Source organism: Corynebacterium sp. ES2730-CONJ (assembly GCF_024834055.1).
Lineage (GTDB): Bacteria > Actinomycetota > Actinomycetes > Mycobacteriales > Mycobacteriaceae > Corynebacterium.
In genome coordinates this window covers 145,353-169,201 of the sequence record NZ_JANUXZ010000004.1, presented here as the reverse complement: position 1 = coordinate 169,201, position 23,849 = coordinate 145,353, and the positions used below count along the sequence as shown (strand labels likewise).

Here is a 23,849-nt window from a genome sequence, read left to right as displayed (position 1 = left end):
GAGTGTTAAGGGTGAATACTTATCCACTACCATCATTTGATTTCCAGGCCCACCGTGGTGGCCGCGGCGAATGGACCGAGGAATCGTACTTAGCTTTTAGTCGCGCGCTTGAGCTCGGAGTTTCCACGCTTGAATTAGATATCGTACTCACTCGGGACCGTGTTCCTGCATGCTGGCACGACCCTGTACTACTGGCAGAGAAATGCGATACCAGGGTCGGGGAGAACGTCTATGATCTTAGCTTCGAAGAGCTCAAACGCGTGCCGTGTGGAAAATTGTTGCCAGATTTTCCTCAAGCCGAGGTGGCGCGAGATAACCGCATACTTTCACTCGCTGAGGTTTTCGATCTCGCTGCTAGTTATGATGTCCACTTCAATATCGAGACCAAGATCGAGGCCGACAAACCACATCTCAGTGCTGAACCTGAAGAATTTGTGAGCGCTATCTTAGATACGGTACAAGCCTTTGGACTCGTGGAGAAAGTGATGATCCAGTCCTTTGATTGGCGTACCTTCCCGCTCGTTCGTGCCTATGATCCGAAGATACCTCTAGTGGCTCTCTGGGATGAGACCACATGGTTTGAAGGTACTCCGTGGGGCCCCTTCGAGGAGGATATTATTGCAGCCGCTCTAAAGAACGGGATATCCGTCTTGAGCCCACAGTATTCTCTCGTTGACTCTGCACTCATAGAAAAAGCGCACGACGCTGGGTTGACGGTCGTGCCGTGGACGGTCAACGATGAGGCAGATCTGCAAGCGCAGTTGGATCTTGGCGTCGACGGGCTGATTACCGATTACCCCTCGCGACTAAAAACACTACTGGATGCGCGCGGAATTTCTTATTAGGGTTCCGTGCCTGAATAAATTCTTAGAAAAGATTAAACGCAGCCACGGGTTGAGGAGACATGGTAGCCTAACGTGTAAGAATTTTTATTCACGCTGAACAAAACTAGAAAGAATAACACCCATGCGCCTCATCCTTCCATCTATCATCACTAGTCTTAGTCTTGCCGCTACTCCCGTGGTTTTAGCAGCTCCAGCTTCCAGTGAGCCCGAAGCTAATAGCGCTATAACCGCTCCAATGGATCCGCCTGGTGATCCTGGTCCCAGTTTTGCCGAGGATGTCAATAATCCACCTTTTCTCGATCCAGCACTCGTGATTCCCGATATTGTGTCTTATTCACTGGTTGGGGCACCTGAAGGGGTGGATATAAATCCCGAAACGGGTGCGCTTATAGTCGATAAGGAACTTTTGCGTGGTCGAGGCGATCAGAGCTTTATTGTGATGATTCGCTTTAGTGACGGCACAACACTCGATCAACCCTTTACTATCGAAGACACAAGTGATGCGCCGCTGAATACTATTGTTACTCCGCACTGGACAGAGACTTATCGGGAAAGTCAGTCCTTCGATATGCAAGCAGGCGGAGGAGAACGCACTCTACCTATCACCTATAGCGGACTACCTCTTGATCCTGCTAAGTTTGTGCACAAAATCGAAATGGTCTCTGCACCTGACTGGGTAACCATGAAAGAAGACGGCACGCTTATTGTCAATCCTGGCAGAGACGTTAATCCTGGTTCCTATCCGGTGAACGTCACTGTGACTTACCGTGACAATTCGTATCAATACCTAGTCGCGACCATGCGTGTATCCGAGGCTGAGCAGCCAAGCGCAAAGGGGCTATGGGCACCGATTCTAGGAGGTATAGTTGCGGCTCTTGCCGCGATCGCTGCGGCCTTCGCCTCATTTGTCAGCTGGTTCTGATAGCTGAGTGGTTGTGGGCGCTAGCAGAAGAACCTGCTCAATAGCGTTCCACGACTTCATTGCTCTGAGGTGCTTGATAGGTGAGGCCAATGGGATTGTGTTGGCCGAGACTCAAGAGTTCACCTTCCGAGGGTTAAATAGCAAGCTGGACTAACAGATCAGCTCTCCCGGAACCCTTTCTCGACTCTTGAGTAAACAAACAAGCGAGATCTGGTCGTAAGATCCTCGAAAGGAGCTTTGCCTGCTCCAACGCAGAGATTACCAAAACCCACTGTACACAGGGAGGCTTAGGGTTTACAGTGATGGAAAAACTCCAGAGGCCTCTCATTGCTGATTCTCGATTGAAGCCCCTAATCTGTGGCTAGCGTCATAATGATAGAGCGGTCCAACTCCTGGTAGTAGAGCGCTAGCACTCCCTGGTGCTCCTGGTCACTGTCTGTATCCAAAGACTGCCGTGTCATCATGGAGGTGAAAATTTGGCAGATAGGCGAAGGCCGCATGACCCCTTACGCACATCCGCCGATTGTGCGACGATTCAGACCGTTGACCACTTTGTCCTGTGTCGCAGATTCTGTGATACGCAATTTCCGCGTCCTTTCACAAGAAACCGCTACTTTTTGGCTCATATATCTTTGGAAAAGGAGGATAATCCCCATGCTTTCCACACCAAATATGGAAGCTCGATCTTAAACTATATGTATGGTGTTTCAGATGGTGGAGGAAAATATATCGACCCCAATGGGCCGTCCCACTTCCAGATTGATACCTACACAGTCGATGTGAAATCATGGAGCTGGAGTAAAGGCCAGTTAATAAGATCCCTGCTTTTCCAGCCCTAGCGCTAGTACGGTAAAAGGCGCCGCAACGGATACGTGTCTCTAGACTTTTGAACCTGCCGTCGACACCGTCATATCCCGCCGGAAGATGGTGGTCTTTGATTATCCCCTTTGCCTTTTAAGAGCCTTTAATCAACCTCAGAATGCCTCAAGAAGACCTATTGCACTGATAATCTCCTCGTCAATCGAAAACACTTAACCAGTGCGTATTTTCCATAACAGAAGACTTCCTGTGCGTATTGCTTTCTTCCTTAAAAGTACATGCTAGGTACGATATATTCATTGGCTCCAGGCGTCTAGCTCGGTATTGAAACGCTTCGTCGCATCATAAAATTTGACTATCCAATGCTGACAAAACTCTTTCCGATGAGATCTAGTTAACTTTATTTGGCTGGGTGCGAGCCATAACACTAGGGTTCATTTTAGGTTCTATATAACATTCGTATTCATGGCTAGAGAGAGATGGTTGATGAGTAAAACACGCATCATCCTCACTACCGTGGCTGCTGTGAGCTTAATAGCCCAAGGTGCCAAAGTAGTAGGAGAAGAATCGCTCATTCCAGCAGCTCATGCGACGGACCTCGCATCAGCGGTAGTAGCTGGAGATTTTCAAGAACAAGCTGGTTGCGCCAAGAACTGGGCCGAAACATGCCCCAATACTCAAATGGAGCGCAAAGGAGATCACTACACCAAACGGATCGACTTTCCGGCAGGTAAAAGTGAATTCAAGATTGTACTAGATGGTAATTGGAGCAACAGCTACGGTATTCCTTCCGGTGGCACCGATAAGAACGTAGAGCTTAAGCTGGCAGCGCCTACCACTCTGGAAGTTAGTTTTGATCCCACAACTAAACATGTGGGAATTCGAGCCCCTCAAGGGTTCGCGGAGAATAGCGAGACTGTTCAGAATTATCGAGACACCGACCGTGAGATCGTCGGAAAGCCGTACCGCAATGAGAATGCTGGAAAGAATTTCTACTTTGTTCTCGCGGATCGCTTCAATAATGGTGACCCCTCGAATGATCGTGGCCTCATTGACGGCGAAGATAATCGCCTCAACCACGGCTTTGACCCCACCTCCAAAGGCTTCTACCACGGCGGCGACCTGAAGGGCCTCATTGACAAGATCGACTATATAGCAGGGCTAGGAACAACAGCTTTGTGGCTCAGCCCCAGCTTTAAGAACCGGGCAGTGCAGGGCGAAGGTGATCAGGCTACCGCTGGATATCATGGCTATTGGATCACCGATTTCACCCAGATCGACCCTCATCTAGGTACCAACGACGAGATGAAGCAGCTGATCGCTGCCGCTCATAATAGGGGTATGAAGGTCTACTTCGATATCGTGGTCAACCACACTGCCGATATCATCCAGCTTGCCGGGGGTAATGGGTCCGCGGGCAAGACCTATATGAACCTCGCCGATCACCCCTATAAAGATGCTCAGGGCCAGCCCTTTACACTTAGTGATTACGTGGGCACGGGCAAAGCGTTCCCCGAACTTAATCAGGATTCTTTCCCTTTTACCCTCAGCCGTGATGATTCCATCACTCTGGTTCCCGACTGGCTCAATGATCCGACCTATTACCACAACCGAGGTAACGTAGATTTCAATTCCTCGGGTGAAGACGATATCTACGGTGATTTCGCTAACCTGGATGATCTCTTCACTGAACATCCAAAAGTGGTTGACGGTATGACCGAGATTTACAGCGCCTGGGTTGACGCTGGCCTTGACGGTTTCCGTATCGATACCGCCAAGCACGTGAATTTCGAATTCTGGAAGGAATGGACCAAACGTATTAAAGAGCATGCTGCTCAGACTGGACGCAGCGATTTCTTCATGTTCGGCGAAGCCTATGATCGGGAAGCCGACAAGCTCGCTCGCTATATGCGCGAAAGCGATATGGATGCTGTCCTAGACTTCGGTTTCCAGAACCGTGTTAAGGACTTTGCATCTGGTGCCTCCACCGAATCCTTGGCGGGGCTTTTTAGAGATGATGCCCACTATATTACTGAGCACTCAGATGCCAGCGTGCTGCCTACTTTCCTCGGCAATCACGATATGGGGCGTATTGGTTCCTTCCTCAGCTCAACCGATAATCCGCTCAAGCGCTCTGAGTTAGCGCACTCGACGATGTTCCTAACCCGCGGACAACCTGTTGTCTACTATGGCGATGAGCAAGGATTCATCGGTAACGGTGGTGACAAAGAAGCCCGCCAAGATATGTTCGCTACCCAAGTTGTAGACGTGAAGAGTGAAAAGCTCTTAGATGGCAGTACCTTTGGCGATGGCGATCATTTTGACGAAAACGCGGGACTCTACCAGCACATCAAGGCACTAGCTGAACTGCGTCGGGAGCACAAAGCTCTGCGCGAAGGCGCCCAAATTGAGCGTTGGAAGAGCAGTGGCCCAGGTGTCTATGCCTTTAGCCGCATTGATACTGATGAAAAAGTTGAGTACCTCGTCGCGCTGAACAATAGTGCGAGCGCCCAGACGGTGTCTCCAAAGGCTCTCAGCAAAGATGCCACGCTGACGAAGATCTACGGCAACGGTCCCGATACTCTCAATACCGGCGCCGATGGGGCAGTGGAGATCGAAGTTCCTGGACTATCCGCTAGTGTCTATAAGGCACAAAAGCAGGTATCTGGTTCCGTGACTGGTGGCCTTACGGTTAAAGGCCACGCCCTTGAGGGTCTAGCACCTATCGGAACCGATATTTCGGGAGATAGCTGGTCTGAAACCTCCTTCGCGTGGCGTATCCAGGGTGATACTGACTGGAACAAGCTTGGTACCGCCACTGGTGCTCGCGCTATGGTATACCACAATGTTTCCGCACTCGAGCCAGGTACTGTGGTGGAATACCGCACGGTGACTGTCGATGCGGACGGTAATAAGACGGCCTCCTCCGGGTGGGGTGTCGTGGGGCAAGATCTTGCCGTTCCTGGCACCGAGATTGAACCTTTCGGACCAGCGGTGGCTGGCTCCTTCACTGCCGCTCTCTGCGGATCTGACTGGATGCCGTCTTGTGAAAAGATGAAGCTTATTCGCGTTGCGGGCTCTGACTGGTCTACTCTGACCGTCCCTGTCGCCCAAGGTGATCACAAATACAAGATCGCTGTGGGTGGAGATTGGAAGGAGAACTACGGCAAGAATTCCGCCACCACCGACGAGAGCACCCCGAATGGATCAGACGTTAAATTCTCTCTCACCAGCGAAGAGGACGTAACCTTCTTCTATAACAACGTCACTCATGAGTTCTTTAATACTGTCGAGCACCCAGCCATCACTTTGCCGGGCACTTTCGGCGGCGCCTTAGAGTGCCCTCGTGGTTCGCAGGGAGATCTCAGCGGTAACGAATACGGCAACTGGGGGCCAGCTTGCCTCAACTCACTGATGACTCGAACCGGTGAGCATACCTACGAGTTTGAATCGAAGGCAATCCCTGCCGGTAACTACGAGTTCAAAGTGGCCTATAACCGCACGTGGGACACCAGCTTCGGCGACGGCAGCGGTAACTATAAACTGAACTTTGAGGGTAAAGCCGATAAATATCCACGGTTCATCTGGAATGACGAATCGAATACTCTCAGCACTGAACTGCTCGATCGTGGCTCCTTGGAGCAGAAAGATCGCAGCGCGATCTGGTTGGATGAGCGCACCATAGCGCTACCACCAGCTCTTCTCGAGGGCCGCAATGCTCTCGAGGTCAGCGTTGATCTTATTAGCGTTAGTGACGGCCAAGCCGTTGTGAAGGGCGGAACAGGTGCCTCAACAAAGGACGGCGCTCAAGCCGAGAGCATCAATCTGGAATCGCTCGGTGCCCTCTCATTAGAATTGGCGCAACAAAATCCCTATATCCGTGACTACTTAAGCTACCGAGTACCCGCTAGTGTCACAACCGATAAGATCAAAACTATGCTCGGCGGTGGATTAGGAGTCGCTGTCTATGCAAAGGGGCAGCAAGCCGAGGCGCTCAATGTCACGGGTGTCCAAATTCCTGGCGTCATCGATGCTGTTTTCGCACCTGCGCTACAGGAACAGCTCGGCGTTATCTTCAATGGTGATACCCCCACCTTGAAGCTGTGGGCTCCCACTGCTCATCAGGTGTCCGTGGAACTCTACCCCGATAGCACAGGGGTAGGGGCAACCGAATCGCGCGATTTAGACTACGACGATGCGACGGGTATCTGGAGCATTACGGGTGATCCCTCATGGAAGAACCGGGCCTATAAATATAAGGTCCGGGTATGGAATCCTACGGATAACGAGATTACCGATACGTTGGTTACAGATCCCTATTCCATTGGTTTGACCCCGAATTCACAGCAGTCGGTAATTGTCGATCTGAATGATCCGGCACTCAAGCCTGATGGCTGGGACGCTCTAGAAGTGCCCAGCTTGGCAAATCCCGCTGACCAGATGATTTACGAACTCCATGTTCGCGATTTCTCTATCGCTGATAACACAGTGTCGCCGGAACATCGTGGTAAATATCTAGCATTTACCGAGAAGAATTCCGCCTCGGTCAAGCACCTCAAGCAGCTTGCCGACGCTGGCCTAAATACCGTGCACCTACTTCCTACCAACGATATTGCCTCGATCCCTGAGGTTAATCAGGACCAGCCAGCTATTGAGGCCAATCCTGCACCCGATAGCGAGCAACCTCAAGCTGCTGTGGCCGCTACCGCGAAAACCGATGGCTTCAACTGGGGCTATGATCCGTATCACTATATGACCCCTGAGGGCTCCTACGCCTCCGATCCGCAAGCACCCAGCCGCATTAAGGAATACCGCAGCATGGTGCAAGCACTTGCTGGTATGAATCTGCGCGTCGTTAGTGATCAGGTATATAACCACACCTATGGTGCAGGCACTGGGGAATACAGCGTCTTAGATAAAGTTGTTCCAGGCTATTACCACCGACTCAACCCGAACGGATCTATAGCTAACTCAACCTGCTGCGATAACCTCGCTACCGAGCATAAATTCATGGAAAAGCTCATGATCGACTCAGTATTGAGTTGGGCGAAGAATTATCGCATTGACGGTTTCCGCTTTGACCTCATGGGCCACCACTCAGCCGAGAATCTCAAGGCTGTGCAGCGGGCTCTTCAGGGCCTGACCAAGGAAAAGGATGGAATCGACGGTAGCCGGATCTATCTCTACGGTGAGGGCTGGAATTTTGGTGAAGTACAAGATGGTCAACGCTTCCCGCAAGCGATCCAAGGCAACCTTTCCGGCACCAATATCGGTACCTTCAACGATAAATTGCGCAATGGTGTCCACGGACACGAAGGGACGGAACAAGGTTTCGGCACTGGTCTAGTAACCGCCCCGAATGGCCATCCGCAAAAGGGGGAAGGCCACCTCGAGCACTTGCAGGATATTATCAAGGTCGGCATGGCCGGTAACCTCGCTGATTTTGAATTCGACTCTAAAGATGGCCGTAAATTCGGCCGGGATCTCGTCCTAGACGGCCAACAGGTCGGTTATGGTCTGACCCCAGGCGATACTGTCAACTATGTTGATGCTCACGATAACCAAACCCTTTATGATCTCAGCGTGCTCCAGCTGCCGCTCGATACCACCATGGAGGATCGAGTATTGATGAATACCGTGCAGTTGGCAACGGTCACATTAGGCCAGTCTCCGGCATTCTGGCACGCTGGTACGGAATTCATGCGTTCGAAGTCGCTTGATCGAGATTCCTATAACGCCGGAGATCATTTCAACAAACTCGATCTCTCAGGTCAGACTCACAATTTCGGCGTCGGCCTGCCATCGGAGGAGAAGAACGGTGATAAGTGGAATGAGTACCGCCCACTGCTGAATAACCCCGCGCTGAAAGCATCACCTGCGGATCTTGAGCTGTCCAATAAATTGGCTCAGGAATTGCTACAGCTACGGTCGGCTACCAAGCTGATGCACCTAGGGGATACAGAGCTGATCAAGCAAAAGATCAGTTTCCCCAAGGGACCACATGGCATGATCACCATGCATATCGATGACCGTCAGGGCGAAGATATCGACGAGAACCTTGCTGGCGTCGTCGTCGCCATCAACGCTGCCCCGAACGCCGGTACTGTGCGTATTGGCAATCTTAAAGGTGAGGAAATTGTTGTCTCCGATATCCTCAAGGCCAACCCGCGCATAAAGGACGTACAGTGGAATCCCACTGAAGGGGACCTCACAATCCCTGCCCGCACGGTCGTGGTGATGAATCATAAGGCTCAGGGCCTGGCCGACCGCCACACCCCACTATGGGAAAAGATCGAGGTTGTCCGCGGTACAGCCACAGCGATCCAAGGGGTTAGATTTGAGCCCTACTTCATTGATCCAGACGCAAGCGTGCGCGGCTACGAGCTTCAAGCCGGTGCACCTGACTGGTTGACCATCAATGATGAGGGGCAGCTATCCGCTGCACCAGGTGCGAATATCGAGGTGGGCGAAGTCACAGCAAAGGTCACTGTCACCTACATCGATGACACCACAGATGAAGTCGATATAACGGTGAATGTCTTGCCGAATGATAGCGATCAAAACCAGGATCTCAGTTATAACGATGTGAGTGTGACAGCTGGCGGTCCCGAAGGAACGACTGCAATCAGCAAGACAATACCTGGCACCACCTATACGCTTGCTGCAGGTCATCCTGAGTGGGTCAGCATTGACGGGAAGACTGGAATTGTCACTGTCAATCCTGCAGCCTCGGTAAGCCCTGAGCAATACCCGGTTACCGTGGACGTTCAGTTCGCAGACTATACGACCACCCAGATACAGTTCACGGTTACTGTCAGCCCGCAACCTTTAGTTGCGGATCTATACCAACCGTCCTATGCAGAGCTCAGTGTCGCTCGTGGCACCCAAGCGGTACAACAAGAGGTCACCTTCGATCCGGTGATCTCCGACCAGGCCGCCACAATCCGAGGATTTGCCCTCAAAGATGGGGCTCCTCAGTGGTTGAGCGTCAATGATCACGGCCAGCTCGAAGCGCAACCAGGCGCTGATATCCCAGTAGGTGAGGTCAACGCAACGGTGGTGATCACCTATACCGACAACAGCACTGATGAGGCTGAGGTGACGGTGAAGGTGAACCAGAATCAAGCCGATGCTTCCGATCTGACCTATCCAGAGCACAGCATCAAGGCTGGTAGCGGTGAGGTTCGGGTATCTCCAGAGAATTACGAGAATGATACTGATCTCAGCCTGCCGGCTGATCACCCTGAGTGGATCAGTATTGCTGACAAGGGAGTACTCGTTGTCAACCCGCCTGCCGATACCGCAGCTGAGCGTTATGAGACTACCGTGACCGCTCGGTTTGCAGATGGATCCACTAAGACTGTCCCAGTGATAGTAAATGTAGGTTCTTATCTCAATCAGCAGATCACTCCCACGTGGGAAGACGTGACGGTAAGCCGTGGTATTGGTTCAGCGAGTGCTGAGGTCCACATCGATCCAGCCGACCGCGCCGAAGAAATCACCAGCTATGAGCTCGTGGATGCTCCCGAGTGGGTGAGTATCACTGACAGTGGCACAGTTCAGGCCGCGCCGGGTGCGCAGGTGGACATTGCCCCAGTGGCTATCAAGGTCAGGGTTACCTATCAGGATGCCAGCGTCGATGAGGTTTCCCTCACGGTGACAGTAACCGGCAACCACGCAGACGCGGCTGGTGACCTGAATTATCCTGATAGCACCCTTGTCAACGGCCAGAGCATCGATATTGCACCAAGTAGCACTGAGAATATTGAGCAGGTAACTGTCTCAGATGCTGTACACAGCGATATCACCGTGCAACCGGATCACAGCCTCCGCGTTACCGGCACGAGTGAGGGTACCGAGCAGGTCAACGTCACCGTGCGTTTTGTTGATGGCTCGACAAAGGTTGTGGATATGAGGATCACTGTGCAGCCGATTGCTCACGCAGAGAAATTCCAGCCGCGTTATGAAAATATCGAGATTATTGCAGGTCAATCTACGACTGTGGCAGTTCTGGATAGTCCCGAAGGCGCTCAGTTTGCTCTCAAGAATGCCCCTTCGTGGGTCACTATCAATACTGAGACCGGCGAATTGCAGCTACGTCCTGGTGCCGAACTGGGAGACGACTCCATTGCCGTAACCGTTACTGTGACATACTCGGATCAATCTCAGGAGGATATCAACGCACGCGTGAGCCTCAAGGAATCCTTGGCACACGCAAGCGATCCGAAATGGACTATCAACGCAGCTCCTCGACCGGGTACATCCGTTGTAGTTCCGAAGGTAGGCGATAGTGCGCTGCGTATCCAGGAAGTGACCGTGCCGAATGATTCCACGGTGAGCGTGGAGTTGCTGGACAACGGCGATATGAAGATCACGGTAGCCGATGACGAAAATCTGGCTGGTCAGATCCTCAAGCCACTTGTTCGGGTGACTTTTGAGGACGGCTCTACGTCCGAGGTTCCCCTCGAGGTTCTCGTGGCACCAAAGTTCAAGGCCGATATCAAGGATAAGACCAAGTGGGTAGCTCATGCAGATGAAGCCGTGAGCTGGTCTAAGCCAGATTCTACCCCCGCGTGGTATTCCATTAATGATCGCGGCGAGCTCTCCGTCACTCCAGATGCGCCAGTGGGTACCCACGATATCGTGGTCCTCGCGCAGTACGGCTCTACCACGGTGCCTGTGACTGCAACGGTCAAGATCGAGGAGCCAAAACAGCCTACTCCACCGGCAGAGGATGGTTCCTCCGCTGGGCCAACTGGCTGGAAGATCTGGGTCCCAATTGTGGCACTCCTTGGCGGCATTCTTGCAGCCTTGGTATCAGTCACCCTCGATCCCCATAGCCCACTACGGCAACTCTTCGGTTGGCGCTAGGAATAGCTAGATAAAAAACTCCCCGCCGCTGCGTGATGTGACCCATGCGCAGCGGCGGGGAGTTTTTGTGGATTTCCTTAAACTCGTGTCCTTCAGGTGATTGCTGCTCTAAGATGAGGGGGATTTTATTCGATATTTCCTTATGCTAGAAAGAGATTCCAGTGAAGAAACTACTCTCGATCACCACCGCGGTGGTCCTCACCTTAACTTCTGTTGCTGTTGCCCAACCACTGAGCGCGCAACCAGCGCCGACTCCAGCGAATCAGCAGCTCGCCTCTGCGACTTTATACTCTGCACCCCTGTCTACCACTGCGCACCTATCCGACACGCGCCCAGTATCCCAGAAGGAGCAGCAGGTAACCGCTGATAGCTCAGCCGATGAAGCTCAGGATACGACCACGGAGAAGCCGGGTGAGAGTTCACAACCAACACCTCAGTGGCGGATCTTTACTGATTCTGTCAAGCATTTCTTTGATACCGTCTTCTTGGCTTTGGCGGCCTTCTTTGGCGCAGTCGACTGGTGGACGCCTTTGTTTGGTAGTAGCGACTAGGGGAAGCTCACTGGCATCACCTTGTGATTTTCTGCGCCCAATACGCTAAACTTTAGTGTCATAGACTCAACTTAGTTATTAAAGGAGAATATGCCATGGCCGTTAAAAACGAATGGGCGGAGAGAGATTATTACGCCGATCTCGGAGTCTCCTCACAGGCTTCCGAGGGGGACATTAAGCGGGCGTACCGCAAATTAGCTCGCGATAACCACCCGGATTCTCACCCCGGGGATACCGTTCGCGAGGAGCGCTTTAAAAAAGTGGCTCAAGCTTATGACGTCTTAGGCGACGAGGAAAAACGTAAAGAGTACGACGATTTCCGCACCATGTTGAAAAATGGCGGCGGTTTTGGGGGTGGTTTCCCCACTGGTGGGGGGTTTCGGGCGCACGACTTCGACCTCTCCGATCTCTTTGGACGAGGTGGAGCGGCTGGCGCGACAGGCGGCTTTGGGGATATCTTCGGTAGCGCTTTCGGTGGCGGCGCTGGTCATCGCAACCCAACTCGGCAAACGCGGGGATCCGATGTCGAAACCGAAGTCACCATTGAATTCCGTGAGGCCGCGAAGGGGACGACGTTTCCCATTCAATTAACCGGTAATGCGCCGTGCGCAGCTTGCCACGGTTCCGGCTCCCAAACAGGCGAGGTTAGCACCTGCCCAACATGCCACGGTTCCGGCTTCAAGTCCGAAAATCGAGGTGCCTTCGGTTTCTCTGCACCGTGCACGGATTGTGGAGGCGATGGGAAAAAAATCAATGACCCGTGTTCTGCCTGCCGCTCCACTGGCACAGTGCGACGCTCCCGCTCGATAACGGTGAGGATTCCAGCTGGAGTTGAGGACGGCCAAAAGGTCCGACTCGCGGGGCAAGGAGAAGCGGGCCCCCATGGCTTACCAGCGGGTGACCTGTTTGTTCATGTCCATGTCAAGCAGGACCCACTCTTTAAGCGCAAAGGCTTAGATCTTGAGGTAAAAGTTCCGGTTAGCTTTGCTGAGTTATCTCTTGGCGATACCATCTCGGTTCCTACCCTTGATTCTCCCGTTACACTTAAAATTCCTGCAGGTACCCCGAATGGTCGTGTCTTGCGTGTTCGGGGGCGGGGCATTTCGCGACGTAATGGCGACACAGGAGATCTTCGAGTGAAACTGGATCTCGTTGTACCTACCTCACTCGACTCAGAAGCGCTGGCAGCTCTGCAGCAATATGCGTTGGCCGAGCAGAAATCAGGTTTCGATCCTCGCGCCAACTGGGCCGGACATACGCACTAATGAACAGCAAACAGACTGAAAGAGTTGATTGTCATGGGTCGAAAGAATGACAACCCAAACTTTGAAGACACTGAGCAAGTTTTTGTTATCTCCGTAGCTGCGGAACTCTGCGGAATGCACGCCCAAACGCTGCGTACATATGATCGCCTGGGAATAGTCACCCCCCAGCGCACCAGCGGTGGGGGGCGACGGTACTCCTATGAGGACGTAGAACTGCTCCGCACGGTGCAACGTTTAAGCCAAGAAGATGGCGTCAATCTCGCAGGTATCAAGGCCATTATCGAACTTAAACGGGATAACGATCGGCTTCGGGCGCAGTTGCGTCAAACCCAGAGTGAATTAACTGAACTCCAGCGCCATATCAACCGCCCCCGGGGGGAGATCGTTCATGTCCCGCGTTCCACGGCGGTCGTGATGTGGGAACCCCGCCGAGGCAAGCGCAGATAATATCAATTAAGTCCAAGTGCCGCGTTGATATCCGCGCGGCACTTCTCGTCAGTATCGTAGCCACTGTGGGAGACCGCGCAGGTGAGGGTTTTATCGGCAATTTCTTGAGGATCAGGACCGTGGATGCCACCGGTGGGGCTATTGACTAAACGGATAATATCGGTTTCCCCTTCGACGTTAATAATTGGTCCATCGAGATGTATATCCTCTCGGGAAGCGGTGCCTAGCCCCGGAGCTCCCAATACTACGAGTGCGTCAAGGGGATTATCGTCACCGGGCTGGGCACTCATCGCAAGGGGCAGCGCCCCGTAGGAGTGACCCTCTCCGTATAAAAAGGCGTGTGGGGCGCGGCTACGTAGAGATTTTAGGAACTCGTTGATGGCAGGTGCATCCCGGCGCGCCCATCGTTTACTGATGGCAGCGCTAAGAGTGGGAGGGGCCTGATAATTGAGGTAGCTGATGATCGCTGCAGAACCCTTAGAGTCTCGCTGCAGTTGGGCCGCAGTCTCGAGGCGCCCTACCCAAGAATGTGGGTCGGAGGAGCCGGTGCCGGCGATTTTAGTTTCAATGTGCTGCGCTTTTTCGATATCTCCAAAAGCCACCACAATGCCGTCGTGGTCTATTTCAATGAGCCGCGCATGGGGGTTCGAATCGAGGAACTCTGCGATGCCTGGAAAATCGTAGCTCTCTAATTTCGCACGTGCTTGGACATGGATGTCATCGATGCTTAGGTCCTGAGACTCAGCGAAGTAAAGGCCGCGCGGATCTAATGGGTGACTACAGGAGGGGTGTAGGGATTCAATTTCTATACTGCATTGCGTATCTAAATAGTTCGAGGCAGCGTCGATATAGTTAAGTGCCGTGCGCACGAGCGGAATATGGGCGAGCGCGTAGTCGGCAACGGCAATGAGATGGCGCTGTGGGCCAATGATAATGCCAAGAGCGCGCGCTAGGCTCCTTATCCGGCGCGCATAGTCTTCTAATTCCGCTTGAGCCTCGGCGGTGGCGAGCAGAATATGGGCGATGAGGGTGATCAGGTCAGCGTGCTGGCGGTACGCGTTGGTAATTTTCTTAGCTCTTACCAGCCCTTGTTCTAAGGCGAGACCAGCAGTGTGGTCCGCAAAAGCCTGGAATCGTTGCTCAGCAGCCGCAACCTCATCTGAGAGCTTTGTGGCTTGCTGGAGCAGTTCGTGGGCGCTGCGCTCCAATTCTACCGAGCGCAGTGGAAGGTCTAGTTCAGTCATGGTCCAACTCCAGAGCGAGATCTGTATCTAGGTTTTCGCACCGACGAAGAAAAGCGTTGAGTGCATCCACGTGGTCATTATGGGCACGAATGGAGTCTCCGATCTGCAAATTAAGGTACGCGGTTGTGGAGCGCAGGCTATCAGCAGTTCGACTGGGTGAGATCACAGGGTTGATGAGAGAGGGGATCAGCAGGGGTTGCAGGAGCTGCCGTGCGTGGGAGTTGAATGAGATATCCATAATATAAAGCACACCGCACGTCGGTTCTCGTCGCATGTCGAGACTTGTCGCATTGGGGGAATCTGTGGATAACTTTCTCCGCGTTCTCGATATAGGGTAGTAGGCATGAAAATCGCGATGGCTCAGATGACGTCCGCTACTGACAAGCAGGAAAATTTACAGCAGATTCACACCTATGTGCGTAGGGCGCATGCACAAGGTGCACGAATGGTTATCTTCCCAGAAGCTACGATGCAAGCTTTTGCCTCAGGCAGGCTTGATCTCCAAGCGGAGGAAATCTCTGGCCCATTCGTCGAGAGCTTAAAGCTGTGGGCTCACCAGTATGATGTGGCAATCGTGGCTGGTATTTTCACTCCTGCTGATACGGTGGGGGATATTCAGCGGGTCTTCAATACATTGGTATTTGTCCACCCGCACCAACAGGTAGATATCTATCACAAGATCCACGTCTATGACGCCTATGGTTTCCAGGAATCCGAAACGGTCAAGCCCGGAGGGGATATGAAAGTCGTGGATTTTGATGGTATACGCTTCGGCCTGAGTATCTGTTATGACGTGCGTTTCCCCACCCTCTATCAGGATCTTGCGCGATCCGGTGCCGAGGTTATCTTAATCCCCATGTCATGGGCTGGTGGGGAGGGGAAACGGGCACAGAGAGATACCTTAATTGGTGCCCGCGCTCTTGATTCCACGAGCTTTATTGTGGCGGTTGATCAGGCTCCCCCAAAGGATGCTAAAGATTCTCAGCCGCTGGGTGTGGGGTTCTCGCAGGCGATTAGCCCAGAAGGAAGGGTTCTTGTGACCTTAGGCCCCGATAGCCATCTGGGGCTCGTCGATATTGATCCCGCTATGGTCGCCGAAGCTCGACGCCGATTACCTATCCTCTAGTCCCAGAAGTAGCGGTGCCGATAGTCGAGGGTTTGAATATTTTCCGCTGGAGTCCCGTGAGCGATGAGATTGTCACGGGTGCCGCGTACGTCCTCAGTGTCACCAAAGATGATGATGTGATGGCCCGACCATGTACCAAAACTGGAGATATGTTCGCCCGCGCAGCCAATATGGGGCAGGTGCAATCCTCGTGGCGCAATCGAATGCTCAGTTGCTCCTACCCACCACGCATCTTCCGCGTGGCTAATGACTGGAACAATAAAAAGCCAGGGCGCGGTCGATGCTATATGCCACAAGGAGCGCAATTCATATAACTCGCCAGGATAATTGGCACATACGAAGAGGTAGGTGCGCGGCGGGTTGGTCTTTTTGAAGAGGTCGAGAATGATCGCGCGAGCGCCAGCTAGTCCGGTTCCGTGGGCGATGAGGAGAAGGTCTTCGGTCTCGTCGATATAAAATCCGCCGCCTGCTAGTCCGAAGAGCCAGCGGTCACCGGGTTGCGCGTGCGCCAAGGCTGTGGAGCTTGCATTGCTAGTGCGCACGTGAAATTCGATCTGACATGCGTCATTAGCGGGTATTGAAGGAAGAAGGTCGCGCCAGCGGCCTTGGGTGTAGTTTGAGGTGACTGGAATAAATTGTCCAGGCTGATAGCTCAGCGGCTCATCAGTAATAATGCGGATGCAGTGGATAAAGCGCGAGCGTTTAGCTACCTCAACCACTTCGCCACCAATCGGGCGGGCAGAGGATCGAGCAGTCTCAGTCTCTACAAGGTGAATGATTTCGCCGATGAATTGTTGGGAACGAAAACCTGCAGAAAACCCTAAAGGCTCACAGTGGTGGAGAAATTCCGGCACTATGGTTTGAATAAGACCTGGTAGATCACTAGCACCCTGGTGAAGCGCGGTATGGATTGCGCGGATAAGAACTGTACGCCCTCGAGAGCTGAGCGCTCCGTTTATATCGGCGAGACGAAAAAGCTCCGTAATGGCGCGATCGAGGGGAAAATCTGAGCCTAGGGCTGCCCGCATATACTGATGGCGCCCAAGGTAATCAGCCGCCGCCCGAAGAGCCAGCGGGTGGGTGGATAAATACCGGTAGATCTCTTGAGCCCATCCCAGTTCGAGCCGCTGAGGTGGGGTAGGCTCGATGGAATTCACGAGCCTTAGTCTACTGAATATAGAGCCTAAACGCTATTGTCCGCATAGACTTCTTAGACCATTTAAAGGCCGTGGTTTTTGACGAGTTCGGGAGCGATGTGGATGGCAAAATTGTTCAATAGTCGAATATTTGCATCCAATCCGGCGAGATTCGGAATGGCAAGCATGAGGGTATCTGCTGCACAGACAGCTCGATCCGCCAATAGAGTTTTAAGGATATTCTCTGGGGTATCGATGAGCCGCTGACCGAGGATGGCTTGCTGACCGTCGAGCATACTGTGCCTTTCAGAAGAGCCTGAGCCAGGGGTGCCAAAATCCCTGCGGTCGCGCTCATTGACGATAGGAATAATAGTCCGAGTTACCGATACTCGCGGTTCACGGCTCCAGCCCGCTTCCGTCCACGCCTCTTTGTAGGCCATAATGTGCTGGTATTGGGCCTCGCTGAGGGTGGTGGTCCGGGAATCAAATACCAAGGTGGAACTCATGAGGTTGACCCCGTCACGAGCGGATTGAATCGCCGAGGCCTGAGATCCGGCACCCCACCAAATCAAGGAACTAAGATTTCCCACGTCGGGAGTAATACTTAATGGCTTACCTGGAGCATAAATCCGAGGATATTGTTGGTCGCTCGGGGCGGCGACGGCTTGAGGCTCACCACGGGCGGCGGAAAGAAATGTTAAGAATTTTTCGCGCGCAAGATCCTGAGCTTTTGGTTCCGAGCTGTGATAGCCAAAGGCTTCCCACCCCTTGTATACCTGTTCGGGTGAGCCACGGCTAATTCCAATAGCTAAACGCCCATCAGCGAGATGATTAAGTGCGGCCAATTCCTCAGCGAGATAGAGAGGATTCTCGTAGCGCATATCAATGACCCCGGTGCCTATTTCAATGGTGGAGGTTCGTGCGGCAATGGCCGAGAGAAGAGGGATGGGGGCGCTATATTGCGGCGAAAAGTGGTGGACGCGAAAATAGGCTCCGTTGACTCCTAAGGATTCGGCCGCGATTGCTAGTTCAAGTCCTTCTTTAAGGGCACGTCCCGGGGGAAAGGAACGATTGTGATGGCCGAAGCTTAGAAAGCCGAAAGATTTCATGACCCCCATCCAACACCATTTGGTGACGTTTCAACAGTTTCAGGAAGAGATACTGAAACTTGAGTGGAATAGGCTTAACTTTTGCGAAGAGTTGCTGTATTATGATCTCAAAGGTTGAGTTATACAAGCTCAACTTCATTAAATATAAAACGATAACTCAAGGAGCATCATGAGTGACTTCAAGTACACCACAAAAACCCAAGAGGCCCTCCAGCAGGCCCAACACCAAGCGGCTTCATTAGGAAACCCTGATATTAGGCCGGCACATATATTATCGGCCATTCTAGGTCAAGAAGATGGCATCGCGAGCCCTGTGCTACGAGCCACCGGAGTGGACCCCGAGGTGGTGCGAAAGGAATCTGAGCAGTTAGTAGCTTCCTATCCTTCGGCTCAAGGCCAAGGCCTAGCAAATCCCAATCTGAGCCGCGATAGTCTTAATATTCTGACCAATGCTCGAGAGTTAATGAGCGAATTAGGTGATGAATATATCTCGACTGAAGTGCTGCTTGCAGCTATTGCGCGGGGAGATACCGATGCCGCGCATTTGATGACAAAGCGGGGAGCTACCTACGAAGTTATCAAGGAAGCGTTTCCGTCGGTGCGCGGCTCCCACACAGTCACCAGTGAGGATCCGGAAGGGCAATTTCAGGCTTTGGAGAAATACTCCACTGATCTCACCCAGCGTGCTCGGGAAGGCAAGATCGATCCGGTCATTGGGCGCGACGCGGAAATACGCCGTGTCGTCCAGGTGCTATCGCGGCGAACCAAGAATAATCCTGTCCTCATCGGTGAGCCGGGCGTTGGTAAGACAGCAATCGTCGAAGGTTTAGCTCGCCGAATCGTTGCTGGAGATGTTCCTGAATCCTTAAAAGGTAAGACTTTAGTCTCCTTGGACCTCGGGTCCATGGTCGCCGGCGCAAAATATCGCGGAGAATTCGAGGAACGCCTCAAGGCAGTCCTCGACGAGATTAAGGGAGCCAACGGGCAGATCATCACCTTTATTGATGAGCTACACACTATTGTGGGAGCGGGGGCAACCGGTGATTCCGCTATGGACGCAGGCAATATGATCAAACCACTTCTCGCCCGCGGGGAGCTGCGTCTCGTCGGTGCCACCACCCTAGATGAGTACCGTAAATATATCGAAAAAGATGCCGCTCTAGAGCGCCGCTTCCAGCAGGTATTTGCCGCTGAACCTTCGGTCGAAGATGCTGTCGGTATTTTGCGTGGCTTAAAAGAGCGCTACGAGGTGCACCACGGTGTCCGGATCCAAGACTCCGCTCTGGTTGCGGCGGCCACTCTATCGGATCGCTATATCACCTCCAGATTCCTCCCTGATAAGGCCATTGATTTGGTTGACGAGGCTGCCTCACGGTTGCGTATGGAGATCGACTCGTCGCCGCAGGAGATCGACGCCATTGAACGCATTGTGCGGCGACTAGAAATTGAAGAGATGGCACTGACGAAGGAGACTGACGCCGCCTCTCAAGAACGCCTTGCTGCTCTGCGTAGTGAACTCGCCAATGAACGCGAGCACCTCGGCGAACTCACAGCACGCTGGAATAACGAGAAGGCAGCCATTGACACGGTCAGAAAGCTGAAGGAAGAACTAGAAGAACTACGTCAAGAATCGGAAATCGCAGAACGCGACGGCAGGTACGACCGCGTTGCGGAATTGCGCTACGGGCATATACCGAAGCTGGAAAAGCAGCTAGAAGAGCACGAGACCCATGCCCAAGAGCCCACCATGTTATCGGAGGAAGTTACTCCCGATACCATCGCCGAAGTAGTCTCTGCGTGGACTGGAATTCCTGCTGGCAAGATGCTTCAAGGTGAGACCGAAAAGCTGTTGAATATGGAAAGTGAACTCGCCAAGCGCGTGGTAGGGCAGCAGCAAGCTGTGCAAGCGGTCTCCGATGCTGTTCGCCGCGCTCGCGCCGGGGTGGCCGACCCTCATCGACCCACCGGTTCCTTCCTCTTCCTCGGCCCGACAGGTGTCGGTAAAACGGAACTGGCCAAGGCTCTTGCTGAGTTCATGTTCGACGACGAGCGTGCGATGGTACGCATAGATATGTCCGAATTCGGTGAAAAGCACTCCGTTGCGCGCCTCGTGGGAGCCCCTCCGGGATATGTGGGATATGACCAGGGCGGCCAGTTGACTGAAGCAGTACGACGCCGCCCCTATACCGTCGTCCTATTCGACGAAGTCGAAAAGGCTCACCCTGATGTTTTCGATATCCTCCTTCAGGTACTCGATGAGGGGCGTCTCACCGATGGTCAGGGACGCACGGTAGATTTCCGCAACACGGTGCTCATTCTCACCTCGAACCTTGGGGCCGGAGGAGACAAGGCGGAGATTATGGAGGCTGTCAAGCGTGCTTTCAGACCGGAGTTTATCAATCGACTCGATGACGTCGTCACTTTCGATGCGCTTAGCCAAGAACAGCTCACCAGTATTGTGGACATCCAGATTGGGGACCTCGCTCAGCGGCTGAAGGCGCGCCGTTTGAGCCTCACCGTCGATGCGGAAGCGCGGGAATTTCTCGCCCGGCTCGGCTATGACCCTGCCTATGGTGCCCGCCCGTTACGCAGACTGATCCAGAAGGAAATCGGCGATACCTTAGCTAAGAAGCTTTTGGCCGGGGAGATCCATGATGGAGATACCGTGCACATCAAGGCTGTCGGAGAGGGCCTAAGTATTGAGGCTTAAGCCTACGAAGGCTGGTAGGGAACTCCTACCAGCCTTATCTATCTATTAGGCTCTTAAGGTATGAATAAGCTTGCTGCTCTCTCACTGGCCGCCACTGGCGCCTGTGCCCTCGCAAAACTCACCTCTAACCGCCCTCTAGAGAAAATTTCGAAGCCGATTATTGTCCCCGCTTTGATGCTTAGTGAGCCTACCCGGTTACGGGATCCGCTTTTTGCAATCGGTGGCATAGGGCATTTCCTAGGCGATCTGGAATTGATGCGCGATCACGCTTCCCTCCATAAGGGGGCGGCTCTATTTGGGCTGGGACACCTCGCGCATATCGCGCGCGCGATCAAAGAGGGAAAGAAGCCCAAGAAGCCGTTGTGGCATCTCGCGGCCTTAGGCGTTGCGGCCCCACTGGTAAAAGATCCCCGACTTATTGCCTATGCCGCACTCCTTGCTACATATTCATCGCTCGAGAGCCCTAGTAGCGGTGCAATATTCATGCTATCTGACGCTCTTATCGCGATTAATCGTGCGTATCCACGCCCGTACCTCGATGCCAGCGTACTGGCAACCTACGGAGTCGCCCAGAATTTCTTATATCGCTCGTCGTAGAATCCAAAGCCCGCCGCCTGCAGTGAGGTCTATTCATGTGGGCTGTGATCAGGAGACGGGCATTTCCATGTATTTTCAATAAGCAAATTACTCCCCGCTCTTTTAAGATCGAGGATATGGATATTCTCATCACTCCACAAGAACTCAATGCGCGCGTTGAAGGCGGCAATGCCCCCATGATTCTCGCCTCCCACTGGGCACCCACCGAAGGTGGCGGATATAGCCAATTCCGCTCCGAGCACATTTCCTCGGCCCGCTATTGCGATACCGCCCACTCCCTGGCCTCCATGCCCTCCTCCACCAGTGGGCGCAATCCTCTCCCTGATAAGCAAACCTTGGATAAGTGGTTCGCTAAATGGGGTCTCACCCTTGACCGCGAAGTCGTTGTTTATTCCCGCGAACGGGGTCTTTTTGCTGCACGCGCGTGGTGGATGCTGAAATATGCCGGCGTAAAAAATGTGCGTATTCTCGACGGCGGGCAACGCGCCTGGGAAGCCGCTGGATATGAGGTTCTTGGCGGCCCAGGTAATCCCCGCTTACACGATGGCGAGGGGGCAGAGGTAGGCAATATGCCCGTTGCCACCATCGAAGATGTCAAGGCCCATAAGGGAATCTTGGTAGACTGCCGTGAACCTAACCGCTATGCGGGACGCAAAGAGTCTCTCGATCTCAAAGCTGGTCATATTCCTGGAGCTATCAACCTTCCCACCCGCGCCGTACTCAACGAGGATTACACCTTTAAAGATGCCGATACGCTCCGCGAGGTCTTCCGCGAAGCCGGTATTACCGCAGAGACCATCGACGATGTGATCGTGTACTCCGGTTCCGGTAACCACTCAGCTCAGGTCATCGTGGCCATGGCCATTGCAGGCTTGAAAGCCCCTCGCCATTTCATCGGTGGCTGGAGCCAGTGGTGTGCGGACCCGAAGAATCCCACCGATCGAGGAGACTAATACCTCCTTGTGGGCATTTAACGCTATAGACTAAACACTATGGTTTTTCTTTTGGCAGGTCTTTTCGCTTGTGCTGCGGCTGTGCTGCTTGTGCTCGATGCCCAGCAAAAGCGAAGCCATGACCAGAAGCCGACTGTGCTTCTCGAACCCGAGTCTATTCCTGCCATCAACACCACCACCTACCAAGCTGCACAAAACGCAGAAGTCGATGACGAAGTTGTGGAAGACAATGCCGACCTAGAAGAATTATGGCAATCTCACGCAGCCATCATCATCACCCCGTTTGGCGCCGGGCACGCCCCCTTTGAGGCCGACAATGAACGTCTTTTTCCAGCCCTACCCGGTTATCGCACTCGGCTCAAACGTGCATGGGCCCACCACTATGGTTTCAGTTTCAGCAGCACAGATGATTACCTCGCCGACGAGTGGACCAGAGGCCCCGCTACCATAAGTTCTACCGTCCGCCACAGTATTAGTGGCATGGCGGCCGGCTACGAGATGCATATCGGCCTCATCGGCGAATCCATGGTTATGGCCATGCACCTAAACGCCTCCTCTCCCGTCGTCGTGGAAATGCACCGCGATGACTTTCACACCCACGGTGACGAACTTATTGCTGTCAGCCAGTGCGCTAACTTCTTCGTGACAACCACTCATCCTGGGCCTGTGCAACGAATGCTTGACGAACGGGTATATAGTGCGCTTATTAATATGCCCGATGCCGTGGCTGGTCTGTGGATCGAGTCTGAGTGGGTGTGTGCGTGGTGTGATCTCGAATCTCAGCCTGATCTGTGGGAAAAAATAGTGGTGCCTCTTGCGCTGCTTGCTGATGCTACAGCCACATTGCCACCGCACCACGAGAATACCCTTGATTTTGCATCTCACCCTCCGACTCGTCCTTTGGTCTCTCGTGCTGACCACACTACCTATGCCCCAAAAACGCCACAACGGCTCGTTCTTCCTGCTCAAATTGCAGAAGAATTCGGGCGCGAGGATATCGAACTAGATCTACCCACACGTGTCTATGAGCGACAATGGGGCACTCTTGATATCCATACCCCGGGTGAGGATAATGTGGATTCAATTGCCGATAACCCCAGCTCACCACCTCAGCCCTCGGACTTTTTGGGCACGCGGGCTTTGCGCCCCCACACCGAGAAATCTACGATCTTCTCTGATGGGGACCGCTAGAAAACTCTTAGGCTACAATTCCATCAACCGAAGAAAAATTTTGCTGCCACCACAGCTGACACT

General features: G+C 53.1%; 16 protein-coding genes. 11 read left to right on the top strand and 5 right to left on the bottom strand.

The features are described from left to right. The first annotated feature begins 11 nt into the window (after positions 1 to 11). Both NXS13_RS06325 and NXS13_RS06320 read left to right on the top strand, forming a co-directional pair. Positions 12 to 845 (top strand): glycerophosphodiester phosphodiesterase family protein, encoded by an 834-nt coding sequence (locus NXS13_RS06325; protein WP_259078664.1) that lies wholly within the window; start codon positions 12 to 14, stop codon positions 843 to 845. A 121-nt stretch (positions 846 to 966) separates the two neighbouring features. Continuing rightward, entirely contained in the window at positions 967 to 1,767 is an 801-nt protein-coding gene (locus tag NXS13_RS06320; protein WP_259158450.1) for a Rib/alpha-like domain-containing protein, read from the top strand. 350 nt (positions 1,768 to 2,117) lie between these two features. Here NXS13_RS06320 and NXS13_RS06315 read toward each other — a convergent pair whose 3' ends face one another. Continuing rightward, positions 2,118 to 2,267: a hypothetical protein gene (locus tag NXS13_RS06315; protein ID WP_259289504.1), complete on the bottom strand. Its 150-nt coding sequence runs from the start codon at positions 2,265 to 2,267 to the stop codon at positions 2,118 to 2,120. 805 nt (positions 2,268 to 3,072) lie between these two features. Here NXS13_RS06315 and pulA point away from each other — a divergent pair. The 4 genes from pulA (at position 3,073) to NXS13_RS06295 (ending at position 13,720) form a co-directional block, all read left to right on the top strand. Continuing rightward, a complete protein-coding gene (gene pulA / locus NXS13_RS06310; protein ID WP_259289503.1) occupies positions 3,073 to 11,457 on the top strand; it encodes a pullulanase-type alpha-1,6-glucosidase in 8,385 nt (2,794 codons plus the stop codon). 161 nt (positions 11,458 to 11,618) lie between these two features. Then, positions 11,619 to 12,008 (top strand): hypothetical protein, encoded by a 390-nt coding sequence (locus tag NXS13_RS06305; protein WP_259078679.1) that lies wholly within the window; start codon positions 11,619 to 11,621, stop codon positions 12,006 to 12,008. A gap of 95 nt (positions 12,009 to 12,103) precedes the next feature. Then, positions 12,104 to 13,273 (top strand): molecular chaperone DnaJ, encoded by a 1,170-nt coding sequence (gene dnaJ / locus NXS13_RS06300; protein WP_259078686.1) that lies wholly within the window; start codon positions 12,104 to 12,106, stop codon positions 13,271 to 13,273. Between the two features lie 33 nt (positions 13,274 to 13,306). Beyond that, a complete protein-coding gene (locus tag NXS13_RS06295; RefSeq protein ID WP_259078687.1) occupies positions 13,307 to 13,720 on the top strand; it encodes a heat shock protein transcriptional repressor HspR in 414 nt (137 codons plus the stop codon). A gap of 2 nt (positions 13,721 to 13,722) precedes the next feature. On the opposite strand, the gene NXS13_RS06290 is transcribed toward NXS13_RS06295, so the two are convergent. Together NXS13_RS06290 and NXS13_RS06285 are read right to left on the bottom strand one after the other, a co-directional pair. After that, on the bottom strand, positions 13,723 to 14,964 hold the full coding sequence (locus NXS13_RS06290) for an alpha/beta hydrolase family protein (protein WP_259078689.1): 1,242 nt from the start codon (positions 14,962 to 14,964) through the stop codon (positions 13,723 to 13,725). Further along, positions 14,957 to 15,238, bottom strand: coding sequence for a hypothetical protein (locus NXS13_RS06285; protein WP_259078691.1), 282 nt, complete (start codon positions 15,236 to 15,238; stop codon positions 14,957 to 14,959). The genes NXS13_RS06290 and NXS13_RS06285 overlap by 8 nt, the downstream gene beginning before the upstream one ends. 69 nt (positions 15,239 to 15,307) lie before the next feature. Here NXS13_RS06285 and NXS13_RS06280 point away from each other — a divergent pair, with 69 nt between their 5' ends. After that, positions 15,308 to 16,090, top strand: coding sequence for a carbon-nitrogen hydrolase family protein (locus NXS13_RS06280; protein WP_259078693.1), 783 nt, complete (start codon positions 15,308 to 15,310; stop codon positions 16,088 to 16,090). Here NXS13_RS06280 and NXS13_RS06275 read toward each other — a convergent pair. Together NXS13_RS06275 and NXS13_RS06270 are read right to left on the bottom strand one after the other, a co-directional pair. After that, positions 16,087 to 17,247: an oxidoreductase gene (locus NXS13_RS06275; protein WP_259078695.1), complete on the bottom strand. Its 1,161-nt coding sequence runs from the start codon at positions 17,245 to 17,247 to the stop codon at positions 16,087 to 16,089. The genes NXS13_RS06280 and NXS13_RS06275 overlap by 4 nt on opposite strands. Positions 17,248 to 17,309: 62 nt before the next feature. Further along, entirely contained in the window at positions 17,310 to 18,335 is a 1,026-nt protein-coding gene (locus NXS13_RS06270; RefSeq protein ID WP_259158440.1) for an LLM class flavin-dependent oxidoreductase, read from the bottom strand. 169 nt (positions 18,336 to 18,504) lie between these two features. On the opposite strand from NXS13_RS06270, the gene clpB reads away from it, so the two are divergent. From clpB to NXS13_RS06250, 4 genes are all read left to right on the top strand, one after another. Continuing rightward, complete coding sequence (gene clpB / locus NXS13_RS06265) at positions 18,505 to 21,045, top strand: ATP-dependent chaperone ClpB (RefSeq protein WP_259289502.1); 2,541 nt, start codon at positions 18,505 to 18,507, stop codon at positions 21,043 to 21,045. Between the two features lie 60 nt (positions 21,046 to 21,105). Continuing rightward, positions 21,106 to 21,642 carry a lysoplasmalogenase gene (locus NXS13_RS06260; RefSeq protein ID WP_259289501.1) on the top strand — a complete coding sequence of 179 codons (537 nt, stop codon included), beginning with the start codon at positions 21,106 to 21,108 and terminating at the stop codon, positions 21,640 to 21,642. 116 nt (positions 21,643 to 21,758) lie between these two features. Then, positions 21,759 to 22,595 carry a sulfurtransferase gene (locus tag NXS13_RS06255; protein WP_259078709.1) on the top strand — a complete coding sequence of 279 codons (837 nt, stop codon included), beginning with the start codon at positions 21,759 to 21,761 and terminating at the stop codon, positions 22,593 to 22,595. A gap of 39 nt (positions 22,596 to 22,634) precedes the next feature. Further along, positions 22,635 to 23,786 carry a hypothetical protein gene (locus NXS13_RS06250; RefSeq protein WP_259289500.1) on the top strand — a complete coding sequence of 384 codons (1,152 nt, stop codon included), beginning with the start codon at positions 22,635 to 22,637 and terminating at the stop codon, positions 23,784 to 23,786. Positions 23,787 to 23,849: the final 63 nt, after the last annotated feature.